The organism is Streptomyces nanhaiensis (assembly GCF_046614825.1).
Lineage (GTDB): Bacteria > Actinomycetota > Actinomycetes > Streptomycetales > Streptomycetaceae > Streptomyces > Streptomyces radiopugnans.
On record NZ_JBKJFM010000130.1, the window covers coordinates 1 to 18,049 of the forward strand.

At 72.7% G+C, this 18,049-nt stretch carries 17 protein-coding genes and 2 tRNA genes; 13 read left to right on the top strand and 6 right to left on the bottom strand.

Features of this window, described 5'->3' with window-relative positions; genetic code table 11:
- The 3 genes from ACLIYP_RS23305 to ACLIYP_RS23315 form a co-directional block, all read left to right on the top strand.
- On the top strand, positions 1-955 hold a 955-nt coding region (locus ACLIYP_RS23305; RefSeq protein ID WP_412715077.1), incomplete at its 5' end, for an AIM24 family protein.
- 11 nt (positions 956-966) lie between these two features.
- A complete protein-coding gene (locus ACLIYP_RS23310; RefSeq protein WP_412715078.1) occupies positions 967-1,659 on the top strand; it encodes an AIM24 family protein in 693 nt (230 codons plus the stop codon).
- 17 nt (positions 1,660-1,676) lie between these two features.
- The gene (locus tag ACLIYP_RS23315; protein WP_412715079.1) at positions 1,677-2,429 is read left to right on the top strand and encodes an AIM24 family protein; all 753 of its coding nucleotides are present in this window, start codon (positions 1,677-1,679) and stop codon (positions 2,427-2,429) included.
- A gap of 52 nt (positions 2,430-2,481) precedes the next feature.
- Here ACLIYP_RS23315 and ACLIYP_RS23320 read toward each other — a convergent pair whose 3' ends face one another.
- Both ACLIYP_RS23320 and ACLIYP_RS23325 read right to left on the bottom strand, forming a co-directional pair.
- Positions 2,482-3,009: an NUDIX hydrolase gene (locus ACLIYP_RS23320; protein ID WP_412715080.1), complete on the bottom strand. Its 528-nt coding sequence runs from the start codon at positions 3,007-3,009 to the stop codon at positions 2,482-2,484.
- Entirely contained in the window at positions 3,006-4,481 is a 1,476-nt protein-coding gene (locus ACLIYP_RS23325) for a zinc-dependent metalloprotease (protein WP_412715081.1), read from the bottom strand. The genes ACLIYP_RS23320 and ACLIYP_RS23325 overlap by 4 nt, the downstream gene beginning before the upstream one ends.
- A 146-nt stretch (positions 4,482-4,627) precedes the next feature.
- Between ACLIYP_RS23325 and ACLIYP_RS23330 the strand changes: the two genes are divergently transcribed.
- From ACLIYP_RS23330 to ACLIYP_RS23345, 4 genes are all read left to right on the top strand, one after another.
- Positions 4,628-5,737, top strand: a complete 1,110-nt coding sequence (locus ACLIYP_RS23330) for an SDR family oxidoreductase (protein WP_412715082.1) — start codon at positions 4,628-4,630, stop codon at positions 5,735-5,737.
- 126 nt (positions 5,738-5,863) lie between these two features.
- Positions 5,864-6,322, top strand: a complete 459-nt coding sequence (locus ACLIYP_RS23335; protein WP_412698275.1) for a molybdenum cofactor biosynthesis protein MoaE — start codon at positions 5,864-5,866, stop codon at positions 6,320-6,322.
- A 190-nt stretch (positions 6,323-6,512) separates the two neighbouring features.
- Positions 6,513-6,770, top strand: a complete 258-nt coding sequence (locus tag ACLIYP_RS23340) for a hypothetical protein (protein WP_412715083.1) — start codon at positions 6,513-6,515, stop codon at positions 6,768-6,770.
- Between the two features lie 25 nt (positions 6,771-6,795).
- A complete protein-coding gene (locus ACLIYP_RS23345) occupies positions 6,796-7,884 on the top strand; it encodes a YlbL family protein (protein WP_412715084.1) in 1,089 nt (362 codons plus the stop codon).
- 69 nt (positions 7,885-7,953) lie between these two features.
- Here the strand turns inward: ACLIYP_RS23345 and ACLIYP_RS23350 are convergent, their stop codons facing one another.
- Complete coding sequence (locus tag ACLIYP_RS23350) at positions 7,954-8,538, bottom strand: PPA1309 family protein (RefSeq protein ID WP_412715085.1); 585 nt, start codon at positions 8,536-8,538, stop codon at positions 7,954-7,956.
- Positions 8,539-8,666: 128 nt separating this feature from the next.
- Between ACLIYP_RS23350 and ACLIYP_RS23355 the strand changes: the two genes are divergently transcribed.
- The 4 genes from ACLIYP_RS23355 (at position 8,667) to ACLIYP_RS23370 (ending at position 13,759) form a co-directional block, all read left to right on the top strand.
- Positions 8,667-11,603, top strand: coding sequence for a UPF0182 family membrane protein (locus tag ACLIYP_RS23355; RefSeq protein ID WP_412715091.1), 2,937 nt, complete (start codon positions 8,667-8,669; stop codon positions 11,601-11,603).
- A 53-nt stretch (positions 11,604-11,656) separates the two neighbouring features.
- A tRNA-Met gene (locus tag ACLIYP_RS23360) sits at positions 11,657-11,730 on the top strand.
- Between the two features lie 194 nt (positions 11,731-11,924).
- A complete protein-coding gene (locus ACLIYP_RS23365) occupies positions 11,925-13,616 on the top strand; it encodes a tetratricopeptide repeat protein (protein ID WP_412715086.1) in 1,692 nt (563 codons plus the stop codon).
- 69 nt (positions 13,617-13,685) lie between these two features.
- A tRNA-Met gene (locus ACLIYP_RS23370) sits at positions 13,686-13,759 on the top strand.
- Positions 13,760-13,963: 204 nt separating this feature from the next.
- Here the strand turns inward: ACLIYP_RS23370 and ACLIYP_RS23375 are convergent.
- Positions 13,964-14,380, bottom strand: coding sequence for a Fur family transcriptional regulator (locus ACLIYP_RS23375; RefSeq protein ID WP_412715087.1), 417 nt, complete (start codon positions 14,378-14,380; stop codon positions 13,964-13,966).
- Positions 14,381-14,513: 133 nt separating this feature from the next.
- Here ACLIYP_RS23375 and ACLIYP_RS23380 point away from each other — a divergent pair, with 133 nt between their 5' ends.
- Entirely contained in the window at positions 14,514-15,980 is a 1,467-nt protein-coding gene (locus tag ACLIYP_RS23380) for a catalase (RefSeq protein WP_412715088.1), read from the top strand.
- 96 nt (positions 15,981-16,076) lie between these two features.
- Here ACLIYP_RS23380 and ACLIYP_RS23385 read toward each other — a convergent pair whose 3' ends face one another.
- Entirely contained in the window at positions 16,077-16,475 is a 399-nt protein-coding gene (locus tag ACLIYP_RS23385; RefSeq protein ID WP_412715089.1) for a CBS domain-containing protein, read from the bottom strand.
- A 202-nt stretch (positions 16,476-16,677) separates the two neighbouring features.
- Positions 16,678-17,472: a histidinol-phosphatase gene (gene hisN, locus ACLIYP_RS23390; protein ID WP_093661353.1), complete on the bottom strand. Its 795-nt coding sequence runs from the start codon at positions 17,470-17,472 to the stop codon at positions 16,678-16,680.
- Between the two features lie 367 nt (positions 17,473-17,839).
- Between hisN and ACLIYP_RS23395 the strand changes: the two genes are divergently transcribed.
- Positions 17,840-18,049: TetR family transcriptional regulator (locus ACLIYP_RS23395; protein ID WP_412715090.1), on the top strand; the 210-nt coding region annotated here is incomplete at its 3' end.

The following is an 18,049-nucleotide window of genomic DNA, read 5'->3' on the forward strand; positions in this document are numbered from 1 at the left end:
CCCGGCTCCGCATGTCCCCCCGGCCCCGGCCCCCGCGCCCGTCCAGCCGCCTCCGGGTCAGCCCGCGCAGCCCGTTCCGCCCCCCTACGGAGGCGGGCCCGTCCAGCCGGGCTTCCCCGGGCAGGCGGCCCCGCCCGGGCCGCCCCCGTCCGCCCCGATACCCGCGGCCCCCACCGTCCCGGGCCAGGCCGTGCCCAACCCCTTCGGGCAGCCGCAGGCTCCGCAGCAGCCCTTCGGACAGGTCCCCGGCCACCCCGGCCATCCCGGTGTCCCGCAGTTCCCCCAGGGGCCGGCGGCCGGCATCGGCGCCGCACTGGAGAAGTACCGCGAGGCGCCCACCGGACAGCGCTGGACCCTGCAGAACGCGGCGCTGATCCGCGCCGACCTCTCCCACGACGGCCAGGGTGTCCTCGCGCGCCAGGGCAGCATGGTGCTCTACCAGGGCAAGGTCGACTTCTCCTACAAGAGCGCCGGGTTCGCCGGGCGGATCGTCGGCAACGCCACCGGCCAGGAGATGCAGCTGATGCGCTGCACCGGCCGCGGCCAGGTGTTCTTCGCCGAGAACGCCGCGCACGTCCACCCCATCGAACTCCAGGGCGACGCCATCTGCGTCTCCGCCGACAACGTGCTCGCCTTCGACGAGACCCTCCAGTACGAGGTGCGCCGGATCGACGGCCACGGCATCCCCGGCGGCGCACTGTTCACCATGCAGTTCCAGGGCACCGGCACCGTGGTGGTCAAGACGCAGGGCACTCCGGTCGTCCTGCCCGTCACCCCGACCACCTTCGCCGACAGCCAGGCCGTCGTCGCCTGGTCCGCCGGCGCCCAGGTGATCATCTCCAGCCAGGTGAGGCTGCGCCGCAACGCCTATCCGGGCCACAGCGGGGAGACCGTGAACCTCCAGTTCCGCGGTGCTCCCGGCAACTTCATCGTCGTCCAGCCCTACGAGGTCTGAGGGAGCCCGTCATGGACCGCACAGTGACCCCGGGGGTCTCGGGCTACGCCCCGACCCCGCCCGCCGCCCGTATGGAGAACCACGGCTCGCACATGGTGAAGATCGCCATGGCCGGCGGCCAGGACGTCTTCGCCCGCTCCGGCTCGATGGTCGCCTACGAGGGCTTCGTCCAGTACGAGGCCAATCCGCCGGCCGTCCGCCAGGCCGCCTCCCAGTGGCTCACCGGCGAGGGCGCCCCGCTGATGAAGTGCAGCGGCGACGGGCTGCTCTACCTCGCCGACTACGGCGCCGACGTCGTCTGCCTGAACCTCGACAACGAGGCCATCTCCGTCAACGGCACCAACCTCCTCGCCTTCGACGCCCACCTCCAGTGGGGCGTCGAGCGCGTCAAGGGCCTGGCGAAGTTCTCCGGGCAGGGGATGTTCAACGTCGGGATATCCGGCACCGGCTGGGTCGCCCTCACCTCCCGCGGCACTCCCGTCGTCGTGGACTGCGGACGCGGCGAGGACGAGACGTACGTCGACCCCGACGCGCTGGTGGCCTGGTCCTCGGGGCTGAAGATGAAGGGCAAGCGGAGCATGAAGGCGGGCGCGCTGATCGGCCGGGGCAGCGGCGAGGCGTACCAGATCGCCTTCTCCGGCCGGGGATTCGTCGTCGTACAGCCCAGCGAGGACGGCACCGACCGCCTGCGCGTCCGGGGCTGAGGGGGGAAGGAAGAACCATGCAGAGTCCGCTCTTCGGCCACACCGAGGTGCAGAGCCAGGAACGCTACGCCCTGCAGAACCCGCAGCTGCTGCGGGTCCTGCTCGGCGGCCAGGACGACGTGCTCGCCCGCAAGGGCGCGATGGTCGCCTACCAGGGCCTGGTGGAGTTCGACGGGGAGTACCGGAGCGCCGGGCAGCGCCGCAGGCAGGCGCGGACCGGCGAGGGCCTGGACCTGATGCGCTGCTCCGGGCAGGGCACGGTCTACCTGGCCAACCTCGCCCAGTACATCCACGTCATGGACGTGGAGTCCGAGGGACTGACGGTCGACAGCTCCTACGTGCTGGCGCTGGACTCCTCCCTGCACTGGGAGGTGATCGCCGTGGACAGCCAGTTCGGGATCTCCGGCTCCGGCGCGTACAACCTCAGCATCACCGGGCGCGGCAAGGTCGCGCTGATGACCTCCGGTCAGCCGCTGGCGCTCCAGGTCACCCCGGAGCGGTACGTCAGCGCCGACTCCGACGCGGTGGTCGCCTGGTCCAGCTCGCTGCGGGTGCAGATGCAGGCCCAGACCAGCTCCCAGAGCGTGTTCCGCCGGAGGGGCAGCACGGGGGAGGGCTGGGAGCTGAACTTCATGGGCCAGGGCTTCGCCCTCGTCCAGCCCAGCGAACTGCTGCCGCCGCAGAACGCCGCGGCGGGCCTGGGCGCGCAGTACGGCATGGGCCAGCACGGCGCACGCGGCCAGAACCAGGGCAACATCTGGTCCAACTAGGCGGCGCGGGGCGCGCGGGCCCACTCCACAGGACGGCCCGCGCGCCCTGCCGTCACAGCAGTGCGCGGGTGCGGTCCGCCAGCCGCACGACGGATTCGTCGGCCACGTCCGCCACCTCGTCCCAGCCGAACCAGCGCAGCTCCAGGGACTCCTCGCTCACCGCCTCCACCGCACCCCCGGGCGCCAGGGCGGCGTACTGCACGTCCAGATGCCAGGCGCAGGGCGTGAGGTGCCGGTCGAGGCGGACGGGCCCGCCCGGCAGCAGGGTGAGCCCGTCGACACCCGACTCCTCGGCCGCCTCCCGCAGGGCGGCTGCGGCGAGGGCGGTGTCGCCCGGCTCGCAGTGCCCGCCCGTCTGGAGCCACATCCGCAGCTTGCGGTGGTGCGTCAGCAGGACGCGTCCGCGGCCCGGGTCCACCACCAGCGCGCTCGCCGTGATGTGCCCGGCCGCGCAGGACCGCCACACGCCGTCCGGGCGGGCGGCCAGGTGGTCGCAGTACGCCAGGCGCAGCGCCTCCTGCGCCCCGTCCGGCGCGGACCACTCCTTGAGCGTCCGCGCCGCGTCCTCGTGCAGGCTCACCGGGCGCCGCCGGGCTCGTCCCCGCCGTCCCCGCGCTCGTTCCCGTTGTCCCCGTCGTCCCCGTGGGCCTCGCGCTCTTCCCCGCCGGACTCCTTGCCCAGCAGCCCCTCCAGCTCGGAGAAGTCCAGCTGCTCGCGGTGGACGAAACCGTCCGGGTCGTCGAGGTCCTCGGCGGTCGGCAGCATGTCCGGGTGCGCCCACAGCCCGTCGCGGCCGTCCATGCCGCGGGCGTCGGTGAGCGAGGCCCACAGCCGGGAGGCGTCGCGCAGCCGCCGGGGCCGCAGCTCCAGCCCGATCAGCGTGGCGAACGTCTGCTCGGCCGGACCGCCGCCGGCGCGGCGGCGGCGCAGCGTCTCGCGCAGGGCGGACGCGGACGGAAGATGGGGCTCGGCCGCGGCGTGGACCACCGCGTCCACCCAGCCCTCGACCAGCGCCAGCGCCGTCTCCAGCCGGGCCAGGGCCGCCTTCTGCTCGGGGGTGTCCTCGGGCTGGAACATCCCCTGCTGCAGTGCCTCCTGCAGTTCCTCCGGGCGCGAGGGGTCGAGCTGCCCGACGACGTCCTCCAGCTTGGCCGTGTCCACCTTGATCCCGCGCGCGTACCCCTCGACCGCGCCGAACAGGTGCGAGCGCAGCCACGGGACGTGGGCGAACAGCCGCTGGTGCGCCGCCTCGCGCAGCGCCAGGTAGAGCCGCACCTCCTCCAGGGGCACGCCCAGGCCCTCGCCGAAGGCCGCGATGTTGGCCGGCAGCAGCGCCGCCCGGCCCTTCGGCCCCAGCGGCAGGCCGATGTCGGTGGAGCCGACCACCTCGCCGGCCAGCACGCCCAGCGCGTGCCCGATCTGGGTGCCGAACATCGCGCCGCCCATGGAGCGCATCATCCCCAGCAGCGGGCCGGCCATGGCCTGCATCTCCTCGGGGAGCACGTCGCCCATGGCCGCCCCGACCCGCTCGGCGACCGGGTCCACCAGGTCCTTCCACACCGGGAGGGTGGACTCCACCCACTCGGCGCGGCTCCAGGCGAGGGCCGAACCGGAGCCCGAGGGCAGCGAGGTCACGCCGTCCAGCCACAGGTCGGCCAGGCGTACGGCCTCCTCCACCGCCTTCCGCTCCCGCGGGCCGACGCTGGCGTCCTTGGTGCCGTCCGGGGTGCCCGCGGCGACGGTCTGCCGGGCGATGTCCTTGGCCATGTCCCAGTTGACCGGCCCGCCCTCGTAGCTGAGCATCTGGCCGAGCCGCTGGAACGCGGCGCCCAGGTCGTTCGGGTCGAAACCGCCGGGGCCGCCGCCCAGCGATCCGAACATCGCCGCGAGCGGGTTGTCTGCGCCGCCGGCGCCGCCGAACCCGAACGGGTTCGGCGTCCGGCCGCCCTGGCCTTGATCGCCCTGGCCGCCCTGGCCGCCCTTCTTCCGTCCGTCGTCGCCCTCCTCGGGCTCCTCGGGCGGCATGCCGAATCCGAATGGGATGTCACTCACGGGGTTCCTCGGCTCTGGTGGATGGGACGGTGGGACGTCGGTGGGATGGTGTGCGATGTGGCGGGCTTTACGTCCAGCCTAGACACCTCTCGTGCAGGATGGAGCCTGCGCACGTCGTACCCAGAGACAACCGCGGGAGACACCGGGTGAGTTCCCAGGAGCCAAACGTTCGCGGTCCGCGTAACGGAGCCGCAGGGCCCGTCGTCGCGGTCACCGGCGCCGCATCGGGGGTCGGCGCGCTGCTCACCGAGCGGCTGGTCGCCTCCCCCGAGGTGGGGCGGGTCATCGCGCTCGACGAGCGCCGCGGCGCGGTGGACGGCGCGCAGTGGCACGTCCTGGACGTGCGGGACCCGGCCATCGCCGACCGGCTGCGCGGTGACGGCGAACCGGTGGACACCGTGGTCCACCTCGCCCTCGACCTGGACCTGGAGACCGACCCCGCCGCCCGCACCGCCTACAACGTGCGCGGCACCCAGACCGTGCTGACCGCGGCGGCCGCCGCGGGCGTGCACCGGGTGGTGCTGTGCACCTCGGCGATGGTCTACGGGGCCCTGCCCGACAACGACGTCCCGCTGGCCGAGGACGCCGAGCTGAGGGCGACCGCCGAGGCCACCGGGGTGGGCGACCTGCTGGAGATCGAACGCCTCGCCCGGCGCGCCCCCCGCGCGCACCCCGGGCTGAACGTCACGGTCGTGCGCCCCACCGTCCTGGTCGGCGGCACCGACACCGCCCTGACCCGCTACTTCGAGTCCCCGCGCCTGCTGGTCGTGGCCGGCTCGCGGCCCTGCTGGCAGTTCTGCCACGTCGAGGACCTGGCCGGCGCCCTGGAGTACGCGGCGCTGGAGAAGGTGGAGGGCGAGCTGGCGGTCGGCTGCGACGGCTGGCTGGAGCAGGAGGAGGTCGAGGAGCTGTCCGGCATCCGCCGCATGGAGCTGCCCTCCGCGGTCGCGCTCGGCGCCGCCTCACGGCTCCACCGCCTCGGGCTGACACCCTCCCCGGCCGGTGACCTGGCGTACACCATGCACCCCTGGGTGGTCAGCGGCTCCCGGCTGCACGAGGCGGGCTGGCGGCCGAAGTGGACCAACGAGGAGGTGCTGGCCGCGCTCATGGAGGAGGCGGCCGGGCGCCACGCTGTCGCGGGCCGCCGCCTGGGCCGCAAGGACGCCACCACGCTCGGCGCCGCGGGTGCCACCGTCGCCCTGGTGGGCACCGCGGCCCTGGTCCGGCGTGCCCGCAAGGCCCGCCGCCGGGTGTGACACCGGGTGCTGCGCCGTCCCGCCGCCCGGCCGCGCTCCCTGCCGCGGCACCCGCCGGACAGCCGGCACCGGTGTGTCGGCGGGCCGCCGCTGCGCGCCCCCGCGCCCGTACGGCACCATGACCCCATGGCACAGACGTACGACCACCCCGGGGAGCGGGCGGCGCCCGACCCGATCCGCCTCCTGGCGATCCGCGACACCCCGCTCTCCGTGGACGAGGTCCTCGCGGCCGTCGGCGACGCCTCGGCGGGCGGCACCGCGCTGTTCGCGGGCACCGTGCGCGACCACGACGGGGGTGCGGGGGTGACCGGGCTCGGCTACTCCTCCCATCCCACGGCCGAGGCCGAGCTCCGCCGGGTCGCCGAGGAGGTGGCGGCCGGCTTCCCCGTACGGGCGCTCGCGGCGGTCCACCGGGTGGGGGACCTGTCGGTCGGCGATCTGGCCGTGGTCGTCGCCGTCTCCTGCGCGCACCGCGCCGAGGCGTTCGAGGCGTGCCGCCGCCTGATCGACGACCTGAAGCACCGGGTGCCGATCTGGAAGCACCAGACCTTCACCGACGGCACCGAGGAGTGGGTGGGGGCCTAGCGGCGCGGTCGCGCGGGGGCATGCCGGAGCGGTGGCCGGGAACAGTCCCCGCAGAGCCGGTGCGGGAAGCGGGCGGTTCCCCGGGGCGTGGAGTTGCGGAAGGGCACCCCTGCCGGAACGGTTGACTCATCCGGGATCTAGTCTGCTCATAGGCCGTATCTCCGGCGCACTCGAGGATCGGGAGGTCACTGTGGCGGCACTCGCCTGGTTGCTGATTCCGTTCGTCGCCGCGATCGGGGCGGCCGTGTGGTCCGTGTGGGCCTCGCGCAAACCCAGCGGTTTCGGGGACGCCGACGGAGTCGCCGGATACGAGGCCTTCCGCGCCGCCATGGAGCGCCCGCACGGCCCCGGGACGGGGCGGGAGGACCGGGACGGCCACGAGGACGCCGCCGCCGTGTCCCCCGTGTCCCGCACGGCCCCGGACGGACGGGCCCCCGCGGCCGACTGACGCGCGGTTCCCGTACTGTCGTGCCATGCCACGCCGGACCGCGACGATGCTCACCTCCACCCTGCTGCTCATAGCCGTGCTCTGCGCGGCGGTCCTGATCAGGGTGCCGTACGCCGAGATGTCACCGGGCCCCACCGTCAACACGCTCGGTGAGCACGGCGGCGAACCGGTGCTGAGCATCGAGGGCAGGAAGACCTACGAGCCGTCCGGGCACCTGAACATGACCACCGTCCGCGTCACCGGCGCCGACTACCGGATGAACCTCGTGGAGGCCGTCTACGGCTGGCTGGCGGAGGACAGCGCCGTCGTCCCGCACGAGACCCTCTACCCCGACGACAAGTCGGCCGAGGAGGTGCGCGAGGAGAACGCCGAGGAGTTCACCCAGTCGCTGGAGAGCGCCAAGGTCGCCGCCCTGCGGGAGCTGGACGTCCCGGTCGGTGAGCGGGTGGTCGTCGCCTCCGTCGTCAAGGGCGGTCCGGCCGAGGACAGGCTGCACGCGGGGGACGTGATCACGGCCGTGGACGGCGAGGCCGTGAAGCAGCCGGGAGACGTCGCCGAGCTGGTGACCGAGCACGAGCCCGGCGAGGACGTGGTCTTCACCGTCGTCCCGGCCAAGGCCGCCCGGGCGGCCGAGAAGGCGGGCGAGAAGCCCACCGGCTCGCGGGAGGTCACCGTCACCACCGACGAGGCCGACGACGACGGGCGGGCCGTCGTCGGGATCCGGGCGGGGCTCGACCACACCTTCCCGTTCGAGATAGATATCAAGCTGGCCGATGTCGGAGGCCCCAGCGCCGGGCTGATGTTCGCCCTCGGCATCATGGACAAGCTCACCCCCGGCGACCTCACCGGCGGCGAGTTCGTGGCCGGCACGGGCACCATCGACGGCGAGGGGCGGGTCGGCCCGATCGGCGGCATAGGGATGAAGACCATCGCCGCCCGGGACAAGGGCGCCGAGTACTTCCTCACCCCCGAGGACAACTGCGCCACCGCCGCCCGCGACGTCCCCGGGGGCCTGACCCTGGTCAGGGTCGGCACGATCGACGACGCCCTGGAGGCACTGGAGGACATCCGGGAGGGGGAGACGGCCGGCCTGCCGCGGTGCACGGCAGGCTGACCCGTCCCCCCACCCGCGGGCGCCCGTCCGGCGGGCGCCCGCTCCGCGGTTCCCGCCGCGGGCCGGGCGTCAGTCGCCGAAGGTGGCGGCCAGCGCCTCGGTGAGCCCGGGCACCAGATCGGGGCCGGTCAGCACCTCGGTCGGCGAGTCCTTCTCGCGCAGCCGCAGCGCCGACTCCCGGGCGCCGTCGCGCAGCACCGCCACGGTCATCCGGACCTCCTGGCGCTCGGGGTGCTCGGCCACCCAGCGGGCCAGCCGCTCCTCGGCGCCCTCCTCCTGGAGGTTCTCGGGGACGGAGGCCTCGGCCGAGGGCGGCAGCATCAGCCGCTCCACGGTCATCGCGCATCCGGAGACCGCGTCGGGCCAGGCGATGGTGCCGAGGAACTCGTCCAGGGGGATCCCGGCGGGCAGTTCGTCCTGCTCGACCGGGGTGAGTGGGGCCTCGCCGTCCTGGCGGCCCTCGCCGCCGAGTCCGAGCTGCTCGGCCAGGGCGGGTTCCTCGGCGCGCAGCCGGCCGGTGTCGACCAGGGCGAACAGTCGGGCGGGCTGGTCCCAGCCCAGGCCCGCGACGTACTCGTCGATCTCGAGCACGGCACGGGTCAGCGGGCTGGCGGCCAGGGGTGTGCCGTCGATTGGAAGGTTGTTCATCCTCATATCGTGCCGCCGAACCCCCCGGGAACGGGAACCGGGTAAAGGTTCAGTAAGTTGCATGGGTGGGGCCCTAGCATTCGGGGCCAGTCCCATCCGCTGCGATTCTCGAGGTGCGCACCTTGGCTTTCCAGATGCCGGACCGGGGCCCGGGCGGGCCCTCAGGACCACGGATCAGTGTCGGCAGGCCCTCCAGGCGCGCCAAGACCCTGCTCATGACGGTGGGCGTGCTGGCCGTGCTGGCCATGCTCTTCGTCATGTTCGCGGGGTTCTGGACCGACTGGCTGTGGTATCGCTCGGTCCGATACACCACCGTCTTCACCACCACCCTGTGGACCAAGATCGGCATGTTCGCCGTCTTCGGTCTGCTGATGGCCGCGGCCGTCGGCTTCAACATCTGGCTGGCCCACCGCCTGCGGCCCCCGCTGAGCGCGATGTCGCTGGAGCAGCAGAGCCTGGACCGCTACCGGATGGGCATCGCCCCGTACAAGAAGTGGGTGCTCCTCGGGGTCACCGCGCTGGTGGGCCTGATCGCCGGCGCGTCGGCGGCCGGTCAGTGGCGCACCTGGCTGATGTGGGTGAACGCCGTTCCGTTCGGCACGGCCGACCCGCAGTTCGGCAAGGACGTGGCGTTCTACGCCTTCGACCTGCCCTGGTACCGGTTCCTGCTGAGCTTCGGCTTCGCGGCCGCGGTGCTCTCCCTGCTGGCCGCCGGGCTGGTGCACTACCTCTACGGCGGACTGCGCCTGACCACCCCGGGCGCCCGCGCGACATCCCAGGCCACCGGCCACCTGTCGGTGCTGCTGGGCGTCTTCGTGGCGCTCAAGGCGGTGGCGTACTGGCTCGACCGCTACGGCCTGGCGGTCAAGTCCGGCGACTTCAAGGCGACCGACAACTGGACGGGTCTGCGGTACGTCGACGCCAACGCCTACCTCCCGGCGAAGACGATCCTGTTCTTCATCGCCGCCATCTGCGCGGTGCTCTTCTTCGCCACCCTGTGGCGGCGCACCTGGCAGCTGCCGGTGATCGGCTTCGGCCTGATGGTCCTCTCGGCGATCCTGATCGGCGGCCTCTACCCGGCGATCGTGCAGAAGTTCCAGGTCCAGCCGAACGAGCAGGCCAAGGAGGCGCCGTACATCAAGAAGAACATCGACGCCACCCGCGACGCCTACGACATCGACGACGCCGAGGTCTCGAACTACTCGGGGGAGAGCGAGGCGAGCAACGAGGAGCTGCGCGAGGCGGCCAACACCACCGCCAGCATCCGGCTGCTCGACCCGAACGTCGTCTCGCCCAGCTTCCAGCAGCTCCAGCAGGTCCGCAGCTACTACCAGTTCCCGGCCACCCTGGACGTGGACAGGTACTCCACCGAGGACGGCGAGGAGCAGGACACCGTCGTCGGTCTGCGCGAGATCAACATCAACGGCATCACCGAGCGCAACTGGATCAACGACCACTTCAAGTACACCCACGGCTTCGGCATGGTGGCAGGCAAGGGCACCGAGGTGGCCTCGACCGGCGCGCCGGCCTTCATCGAGAAGAACCTCCCGCCGGAGGGCGAGCTCGCCGAGGACGGTTACGAGCCGCGGGTCTACTACGGCGAGAAGACCACGCAGTACTCCATCGTCGGCGGTCCGCAGCAGGAGCTTGACTACATCGCCGGCAGCGAGGAGAAGACCTACAGCTACAAGGGCGACAGCGGGGTCAGCCTGGGCAACGTCGCCAACCGCGCGGCGTACGCGGTGGCCTTCAACGAGCCGCAGATCCTCTACTCGGGCGCGATCGGCGACGGCTCGCGGATCCTGTACAACCGCACGCCCAAGGAGCGCGTCGAGGCGGTGGCCCCCTGGCTGACCATCGACGGCGACCCGTACCCGGCCGTGGTGGGGGACCGCATCCAGTGGATCGTGGACGCCTACACCACGACCAACCAGTACCCCTACTCGTCCCGCACCACCCTGGGCGAGACCACGGCCGACGCGCTGACCGACGGCCAGCGCGCGGTCATCGCCCAGCAGAACCGGGTCAACTACATCCGCAACTCGGTCAAGGCCACCGTGGACGCCTACTCGGGCGAGGTGAAGCTCTACGAGTGGGACACCCGTGACCCGGTGCTGAAGACCTGGATGAAGGCGTTCCCCGGCACGGTCGAGCCGAAGGGCGAGATCGGCGACGAGCTGATGGACCACTTCCGCTACCCGCAGGACCTGTTCAAGGTGCAGCGCGAGCTGCTGACGCGCTACCACGTCACCAGCGCGAGCCAGTTCTACAGCGGCAGCGAGCGCTGGCAGGTGCCGGACGACCCGACGCAGCAGGAGGGCAACGCCGTTCCGCCGTACTACCTGAGCATGAAGATGCCGGACCAGGAGGAGCAGACCTTCTCCCTGACGACGACCTTCAACCCCAGCGGCCGTGAGACGCTCGGCGCCTTCATGGCGGTCAACGCCGACGCCCGCAGCGACGACTACGGGACCATCAGGATCCTGAAGCTGCCCTCCAACACCACGGTGTCCGGACCGCAGCAGGTGCAGAGCCGGTTCAACTCTGACACCGACATCGCCAACGAGATCAACATCCTCAGGCGCGGTGACTCGGAGGTCGAGTACGGCAACCTGCTCACGGTGCCGCTGGAGGGCGGTCTGCTCTACGTCGAACCGGTCTACGTCCGCGGCGCGGGCACCAACTACCCGCTGCTGCGCAAGGTGCTGGTGACCTACGGCGAGGAGACCGCCTTCGAGAACACCCTCGGCGAGGCGCTGAACTCCGTCTTCGGGGTCGAGGGCTCCGAGGAACCGCCGGCGGAGGGCGAGGAGCCGCCCGCGGGCGAGGAGGACACCACGCCTCCGCCCGCGGAGGGTTCGCAGGACGCGACGGTGCAGGAGGCCCTCCAGGACGCCCAGGAGGCGTTCGAGGCGGGCCAGGAGGCGCTGGGCAACCAGGACTGGGACGCCTACGGCCAGGCCCAGCAGGATCTGGAGGACGCGCTGGAGCGGGCCGCCGAGGCGGAGCAGTCGGCCGGCGGTGGCGGCGGATCCGACAACAGGAACGACGAGGGACGCAGGGAAGAGTGAACCGGTGGTGAGCGGGCTCCCTTCGCGCCGTGGTAAGGTTGTGAACACAACGGCGCGGGGTGGAGCAGCTCGGTAGCTCGCTGGGCTCATAACCCAGAGGTCGCAGGTTCAAATCCTGTCCCCGCTACTGATCGGGAAGGACCCGGAGTCAATGACTCCGGGTCCTTCTTCGTGTTCTGGGCATGCGAGAAGAGAGGCGCGCGGTAGCGCTTTGCGTTTGGATGGTAGCTGTATCGGGAAGTCGACAAAACGCTGAAGTGACTTCCTTGGCGGCGGTATACCAGATGTACGCGGGTTGCGGGTGGTGCGACGATGGGCCTCATGGGGGAAAAGGCGAGAGATGAGGGCACGGGGGGCGGTGCGGGCCGCACGGACCACCGCGACACGAACGCCATCAGCGCGCTCGGCGCCCGGCTGCTGCGCCGGGGCGACCTGGAGGGGGCCGAGCCGTACCTGCGCGCCGCCACCGCCGCCGGCGACCGTGCCGCCGCGAACAACCTGGGTGTCCTGCTCCACCAGCTCGGCCGGACCGAGGAGGCCGCCGGCTGGTGGCGGGTCGCCGCCGTCGCCGGCTCGGCGGCCGCCGCCCACTCCCTGGGCCGCCACCACCGCGAGCGCGGCGACGAGACGGCCGCCGAGTACTGGCTGCGGCAGTCCGCCGAGTCCGGCCACACCCTCGGCGCGTACGCCCTCGCCGATCTGCTGGAGCACCGGGGCGGGAACGGGGCCGAGGAGTGGTTCCGGGCAGCCGCCGAGCGCGGCCACCGCGAGGCGGCCTACCGCATCGCGCGGATCCTGACACGCCGTCAGGAGGGGGGCGCCGAGGCCGAGCAGTGGTACCGCCAGGCCGCGGCGCGCGGCCACCGGCGTGCCGCCCTGCGGCTGGGCACGCTCCTGGAGGAGCGCGGCGAGCTGCAGGAGGCGGCCCGCTGGTATCTGACGGCGGCCAAGGACGGAGAGGCGCGCGCCGCGCGGGCCCTGGGCTTCCTGCTGCGCGACGCGGGCGACACCGACAGCGCCGCCGAGTGGTGGCGCCGCGCGGCCCAGGACGGCGACGGCAGCGCGGCCAACGCGCTGGGCGCGCTGCACGCCGAGCGCGGCGAGCGGCAGACCGCGGAGCGCTGGTACCGCGTCGCGCTGGAGGCGGGCGACATCAACGGCGCCTTCAACCTCGCACTGCTGTGCGCGGCCGAGGACCGCACCGCCCAGGCCGAGCAGTGGTACCGCCGTGCCGCCTACGCCGGGCACCGCGAGGCCGCCAACGCGCTGGCCGTGCTGCTGCTCCAGCGCGGCGACGCGGCGGGGGCGGAGCCGTGGTTCTCCAAGGCCGCCGAAGCCGGGAGCGTGGACGCCGCGTTCAACCTCGGCATCCTGCACGCGGGCCGCGGTGAGGAGGAGACCGCCCGGCAGTGGTACGAGCAGGCGGCCGCGGCCGGTCACACCGAGGCCGCGCTCCAGGTGGGCATCGCACTGCTGCGCGAGGGCGACGCCCACACCGCCGAGCGGCATCTGCGCCGCGCGGCCGGCGGGGGCAGCGTGGAGGGCGCCTTCCGGCTGGCGGCGCTGCTGGAGCGCCAGGCCCCGACGGCCGACGCCCTGGACGCGCACGGCCCGCCGGCCGAGTACGAGGAGTGGTACGAGCGGGCCGCCGAGCAGGGGCACCGGCGTGCGCAGGTCCGGCTGGGGATGTGCGCGGCGGCGCGCGGCGACGTGGTGCGGGCCGCGCACTGGTACCGGGTCGCGGCGGAGGCGGGCAGCAGCAACGGCGCCTTCAACCTGGGCCTGCTGCTGGCCCGCGAGGGCAGCGAGCCGGAGGCCGCCCTGTGGTGGACGCGTGCGGCCGAGGCGGGTCACGGCCGGGCCGCCCTGCGCCTGGCGCTGCTGAACGCCCGGCGCGGTGAGCTGGCCGCCGGCCGCCACTGGTGCGCCCGCGCGGTCGAGCTGGGGCCGCCGGAGGTCGCCGAGCGCGCCGCGCGGCTGAGCGAGGCCCTCCACGAGGAGCTGACGGCCTGAGGCGGGAGCGGGGCGGGTCCGTGATTTGCGCTGATCGCCGCGGTGGGGTTAAGGTTGTGAACACAACGGCGCGGGGTGGAGCAGCTCGGTAGCTCGCTGGGCTCATAACCCAGAGGTCGCAGGTTCAAATCCTGTCCCCGCTACTGATGGGCCGGGGCCCGGATCCCAATGAGGGATCCGGGCCCCGGCCGTTTCGTGTGGCTGCCGTGGGTGCCCTGCTGGTGCCGTGCGCGTGATGCCATGGGTGCGGCCGGGTGCCGTGCGTCCGTGCTGTGCCGGGGGCGAGGCCTCGGCCTCGGGGGTGCTCCGCCTCGGGAGGGCCCCGGAAGCGCCGGGCCGGCGGGCCGTCAGACGGAGGCGCAGGAGGGGCACAGGCCCCGGTAGGTGACCGTCGCCTCGTCGAGGGTGAATCCGTAGCGCTCCCCTTCCGGGAGCAGGGCGAGCGGGTCGCCGGAGGGGCGGACGTCGCGGATCACGCCGCACCGCGAGCACACCAGGTGCTGGTGGGAGTGGTGCGCGTTCGGGTCGTACCGCTTGGCGCGGCCGTCCGTGCTGACCTCGATCACCTCGCCGATCGAGACCAGTTCGCCGAGGGTGTTGTAGACGGTGGCGCGGGAGATCTCCGGCAGCTTCTCGGCCGCGCGCGCGTGCACCTCGTCGGCGGTGTAGTGGACATGCTCACCATCGAGGACCTCGGCGACCACTCGCCGCTGGGCGGTCAGCCGCCAGCCGCGATCCCGGAGACGTTGTAGCAGGTCACTCATGTTTCCACCTTAGCAGCGCGTGTCCATGGCCGGATCGTGTACGGTCTTCATCATCTTCTTGACTTAGACATTGTCCAATGTAGGATCGCGTTCGGCTCAAGCCAAGGGGACAGGACAGATTCAGGAGGCGCATGTGACTGCCCAGATCGAGAACACCGGGCCGCTGACCACGGAGGCCGGTGCTCCCGTCGCGGACAACCAGAACAGCGAGACCGCCGGTTCGGGCGGCCCGGTCCTGGTCCAGGACCAGCTCCTGCTGGAGAAGCTCGCCCACTTCAACCGCGAGCGCATCCCCGAGCGGGTCGTCCACGCCCGCGGTGCGGGCGCCTACGGCACCTTCACCGTCACCGCGGACGTGACGAAGTACACCCGGGCGAGGTTCCTCTCCGAGATCGGCAAGGAGACCGAGGTCTTCCTGCGCTTCTCGACCGTCGCCGGCAACCTGGGCGCGGCCGACGCGGTGCGCGACCCGCGCGGCTTCGCGGTGAAGTTCTACACCGAGGAGGGCAACTACGACCTTGTCGGCAACAACACCCCGGTGTTCTTCATCAAGGACGCCATCAAGTTCCCCGACTTCATCCACACCCAGAAGCGCGACCCGTACACCGGCTCCCAGGAGGCCGACAACGTCTGGGACTTCTGGAGCCTGAGCCCGGAGTCCACCCACCAGGTGACCTGGCTCTTCGGCGACCGCGGCATCCCGGCCTCGTACCGCCACATGGACGGCTTCGGCTCGCACACCTTCCAGTGGAACAACGAGGCGGGCGAGGTCTTCTGGGTCAAGTACCACTTCAAGACCGACCAGGGCATCAAGTGCCTCACCCAGGACGAGGCCGACGTCCTGGCGGGCAAGGACCCCGACAGCCACCAGCGCGACCTGCGCGAGTCCATCGAGCGCGGCGACTACCCGAGCTGGACCGTCGGCGTCCAGATCATGCCGGCGGCCGAGGCGGCGAACTACCGCTTCAACCCGTTCGACCTGACCAAGGTCTGGCCGCACGCGGACTACCCGGTCATCGAGATCGGCAAGCTGGAGCTGAACCGCAACCCGCAGAACATCTTCGCCGAGGTCGAGCAGTCGATCTTCTCCCCGCACCACTTCGTGCCGGGCATCGGCCCCTCGCCGGACAAGATGCTCCAGGGCCGGCTGTTCGCCTACGGCGACGCGCACCGCTACCGGGTGGGCATCAACGCCGACCACCTGCCGGTGAACCGCCCGCACGCCACCGAGGCCCGCAGCCACGGCCGCGACGGCTTCATGTACGACGGCCGCCACGGCGGGGCGAAGAACTACGAGCCCAACAGCTTCGGCGGCCCGAACGAGACCGGCCGCGCGCTGTGGCAGCCGGTCCCGGTCGCCGGCACCACCGGTGACATCCCCGCCCCCTCGCACGCCGAGGACAACGACTTCGTCCAGGCGGGCAACCTCTACCGCCTGATGACGGAGGAGGAGAAGGGGCGTCTGATCGACAACCTGGCGGGCTTCATCGCGAAGGTCTCGCGCGACGACATCGTCAAGCGGGCCGTCGAGAACTTCCGCCAGGCCGACGAGGACTACGGCAGGAGGCTGGAGGCCGCGGTCAAGGCCCTGCGCGGCTGACCCATCGGCTCCTCGCCGTACGAACCCGGAGGGACCGGACGCCAGTGGGCTCCGGTCCCTCCGGTGCGCTCCGGGGCGGGGCCGGCCGCCCCGCCCTCAGGCGGCCACCGTGCCGGCGGGCGCGGCCGGCGCCTCCCCGAGGGCCGAGGACCAGCAGCGGACGATGTCGCGCACCGACACCACCCCCACCGGCTCCCGGTCGTCGAGCACGATCAGATGGCGGAACCCGCCGCGGGTCATGGCCCGTGCGGCGTCCTCCAGGGTCCAGCCGGGGGCGGCGAAGACCACGTCTGTGGTGGTGTGCAGATGCGCGGGTTCACGGTCGGGATCCTGCCCGGCCCCGACGGAGTTGAGGATGTCGCGTTCGGTGAGGATGCCGACGCCGCCGGCGTCGGGGTCTAGGACGACGGCCGCGCCGACCCGACGGGCCGACATCAGCCGGGCGGCCTGGCGGAGGGTGTGGGCGGGGCCGATGGTGAGAACCACTGTGCTCATGGCGTCACGGACGAGGGTGGTCATGGCGGTTGGTGCCACCTCCTTGGCGAATCCCGCGCTGGAGAAGGGATTCACAAGCTCACAAGCGGGCGGATTCTCATGTTCACATGCCGCCGGAGCCGCAACAAGGGGCGTGCGGAGGTGAGTTGGCCGTGAGCCGGCGCTGGGTCCGGTGAGGGCCGGCGGCACGCCCGGCCGCCGGTCAGTCGCCGATGTAGGCGAGCAGATCCTCGTGGAGCAGCCCGTTGGAGGCCGCCGCGTTCCCGCTGTGCGGGCCCTCGCGCCCGTCCAGACCGGTGAAGGTGCCGCCCGCCTCCTGCACGACGATCGCGTTCGCCGCCATGTCCCACAGCGACAGCTCCGGCTCCGCGCACATGTCCACCGAACCCTCGGCGACCATCATGTACGGCCAGAAGTCGCCGTAGCCGCGGGTGCGCCAGCAGTCCCGGGTCAGGTCGAGGAAGCCGCCGAGCTTGCCGCGCTCCTCCCAGCCGCCGAGCGAGGAGAACGCGAACGAGGCGTCCTGCACCCGGGCCACCCGCGAGACCGACAGCCGGGTCGCGGACGTCAGGCTGCGGCCGGTGTACGCGCCTGCGCCCAGCGCGGCCCACCAGCGCCGGTTCAGGGCCGGGGCCGACACCACGCCGACCACCGGGCGGTCGCCCTCCTCGGTCCGCTCCATCAGCGCGATCAGCGTGGCCCACACCGGGACGCCGCGCACGTAGTTCTTGGTGCCGTCGATGGGGTCGACGACCCAGCGGCGCGGCCCGCGTCCCTCGCTGCCGAACTCCTCGCCCAGCACCGCGTCGCGCGGCCGCGCCCGCTGCAGGGAGGTGCGGATCAGCTCCTCGGCCGCCTTGTCGGCCTCGCTCACCGGCGTCATGTCCGGTTTGGTCTCGACCTTGAGGTCGAGGGCCTTGAACCGCTCCATCGTCGTGGCGTCGGCGGTGTCGGCCAGCACGTGGGCGAGACGCAGGTCATCGTGGTAGTCGGGCATGGACGAACAGTATCCAGCGGTGCGGCCGGCCAGCCACACGGGAGTGGCCAACCGGGTGTGCGGGCGTACGCCCGCGGCGGTGAGGCGGTGCGAGGCGCCTTGACACCCTGCGCGACCGCGCCGATGCTGTGCGCCACCCGCCGCGTCCGGGGAGGCGCTGATGACCTCGGTGATGCCCTCTGCCGGAGACTCCGCCGGGAGCCCTGCCGGAAGCTCTGCCGGAAGCCCCGCCGGAAGCCGTGCCGGGAGCGCTGCCGCGGGTTCCGCCGGGCCGGCCGCGGCGACCGTACCGCAGCCCCCGGCGCGCCGGGCACTGCTGCGCGCGGCCCGCGCCGCCCTCTCCGACAGGCCGTGGCCCCGTGTCCGCATGGTCGAGGTCGCCGCGGCCGCGGGCTTCTCCCGCCAGACCCTCTACAGCGAGTTCGGCTCCAAGGAGGGGCTGGGAACGGCCCTGGTGGCCCGTGAGCTGGAGGCCTTCCTCGACCGCACCGCCCGTGCCGCGCGGCGGGCGTCGCGGGCCGCCGCCACGCCGGCCGCCGCCCCCGTCGCGGGCTGCGCCGCGGCGGCCGTCGCGGTG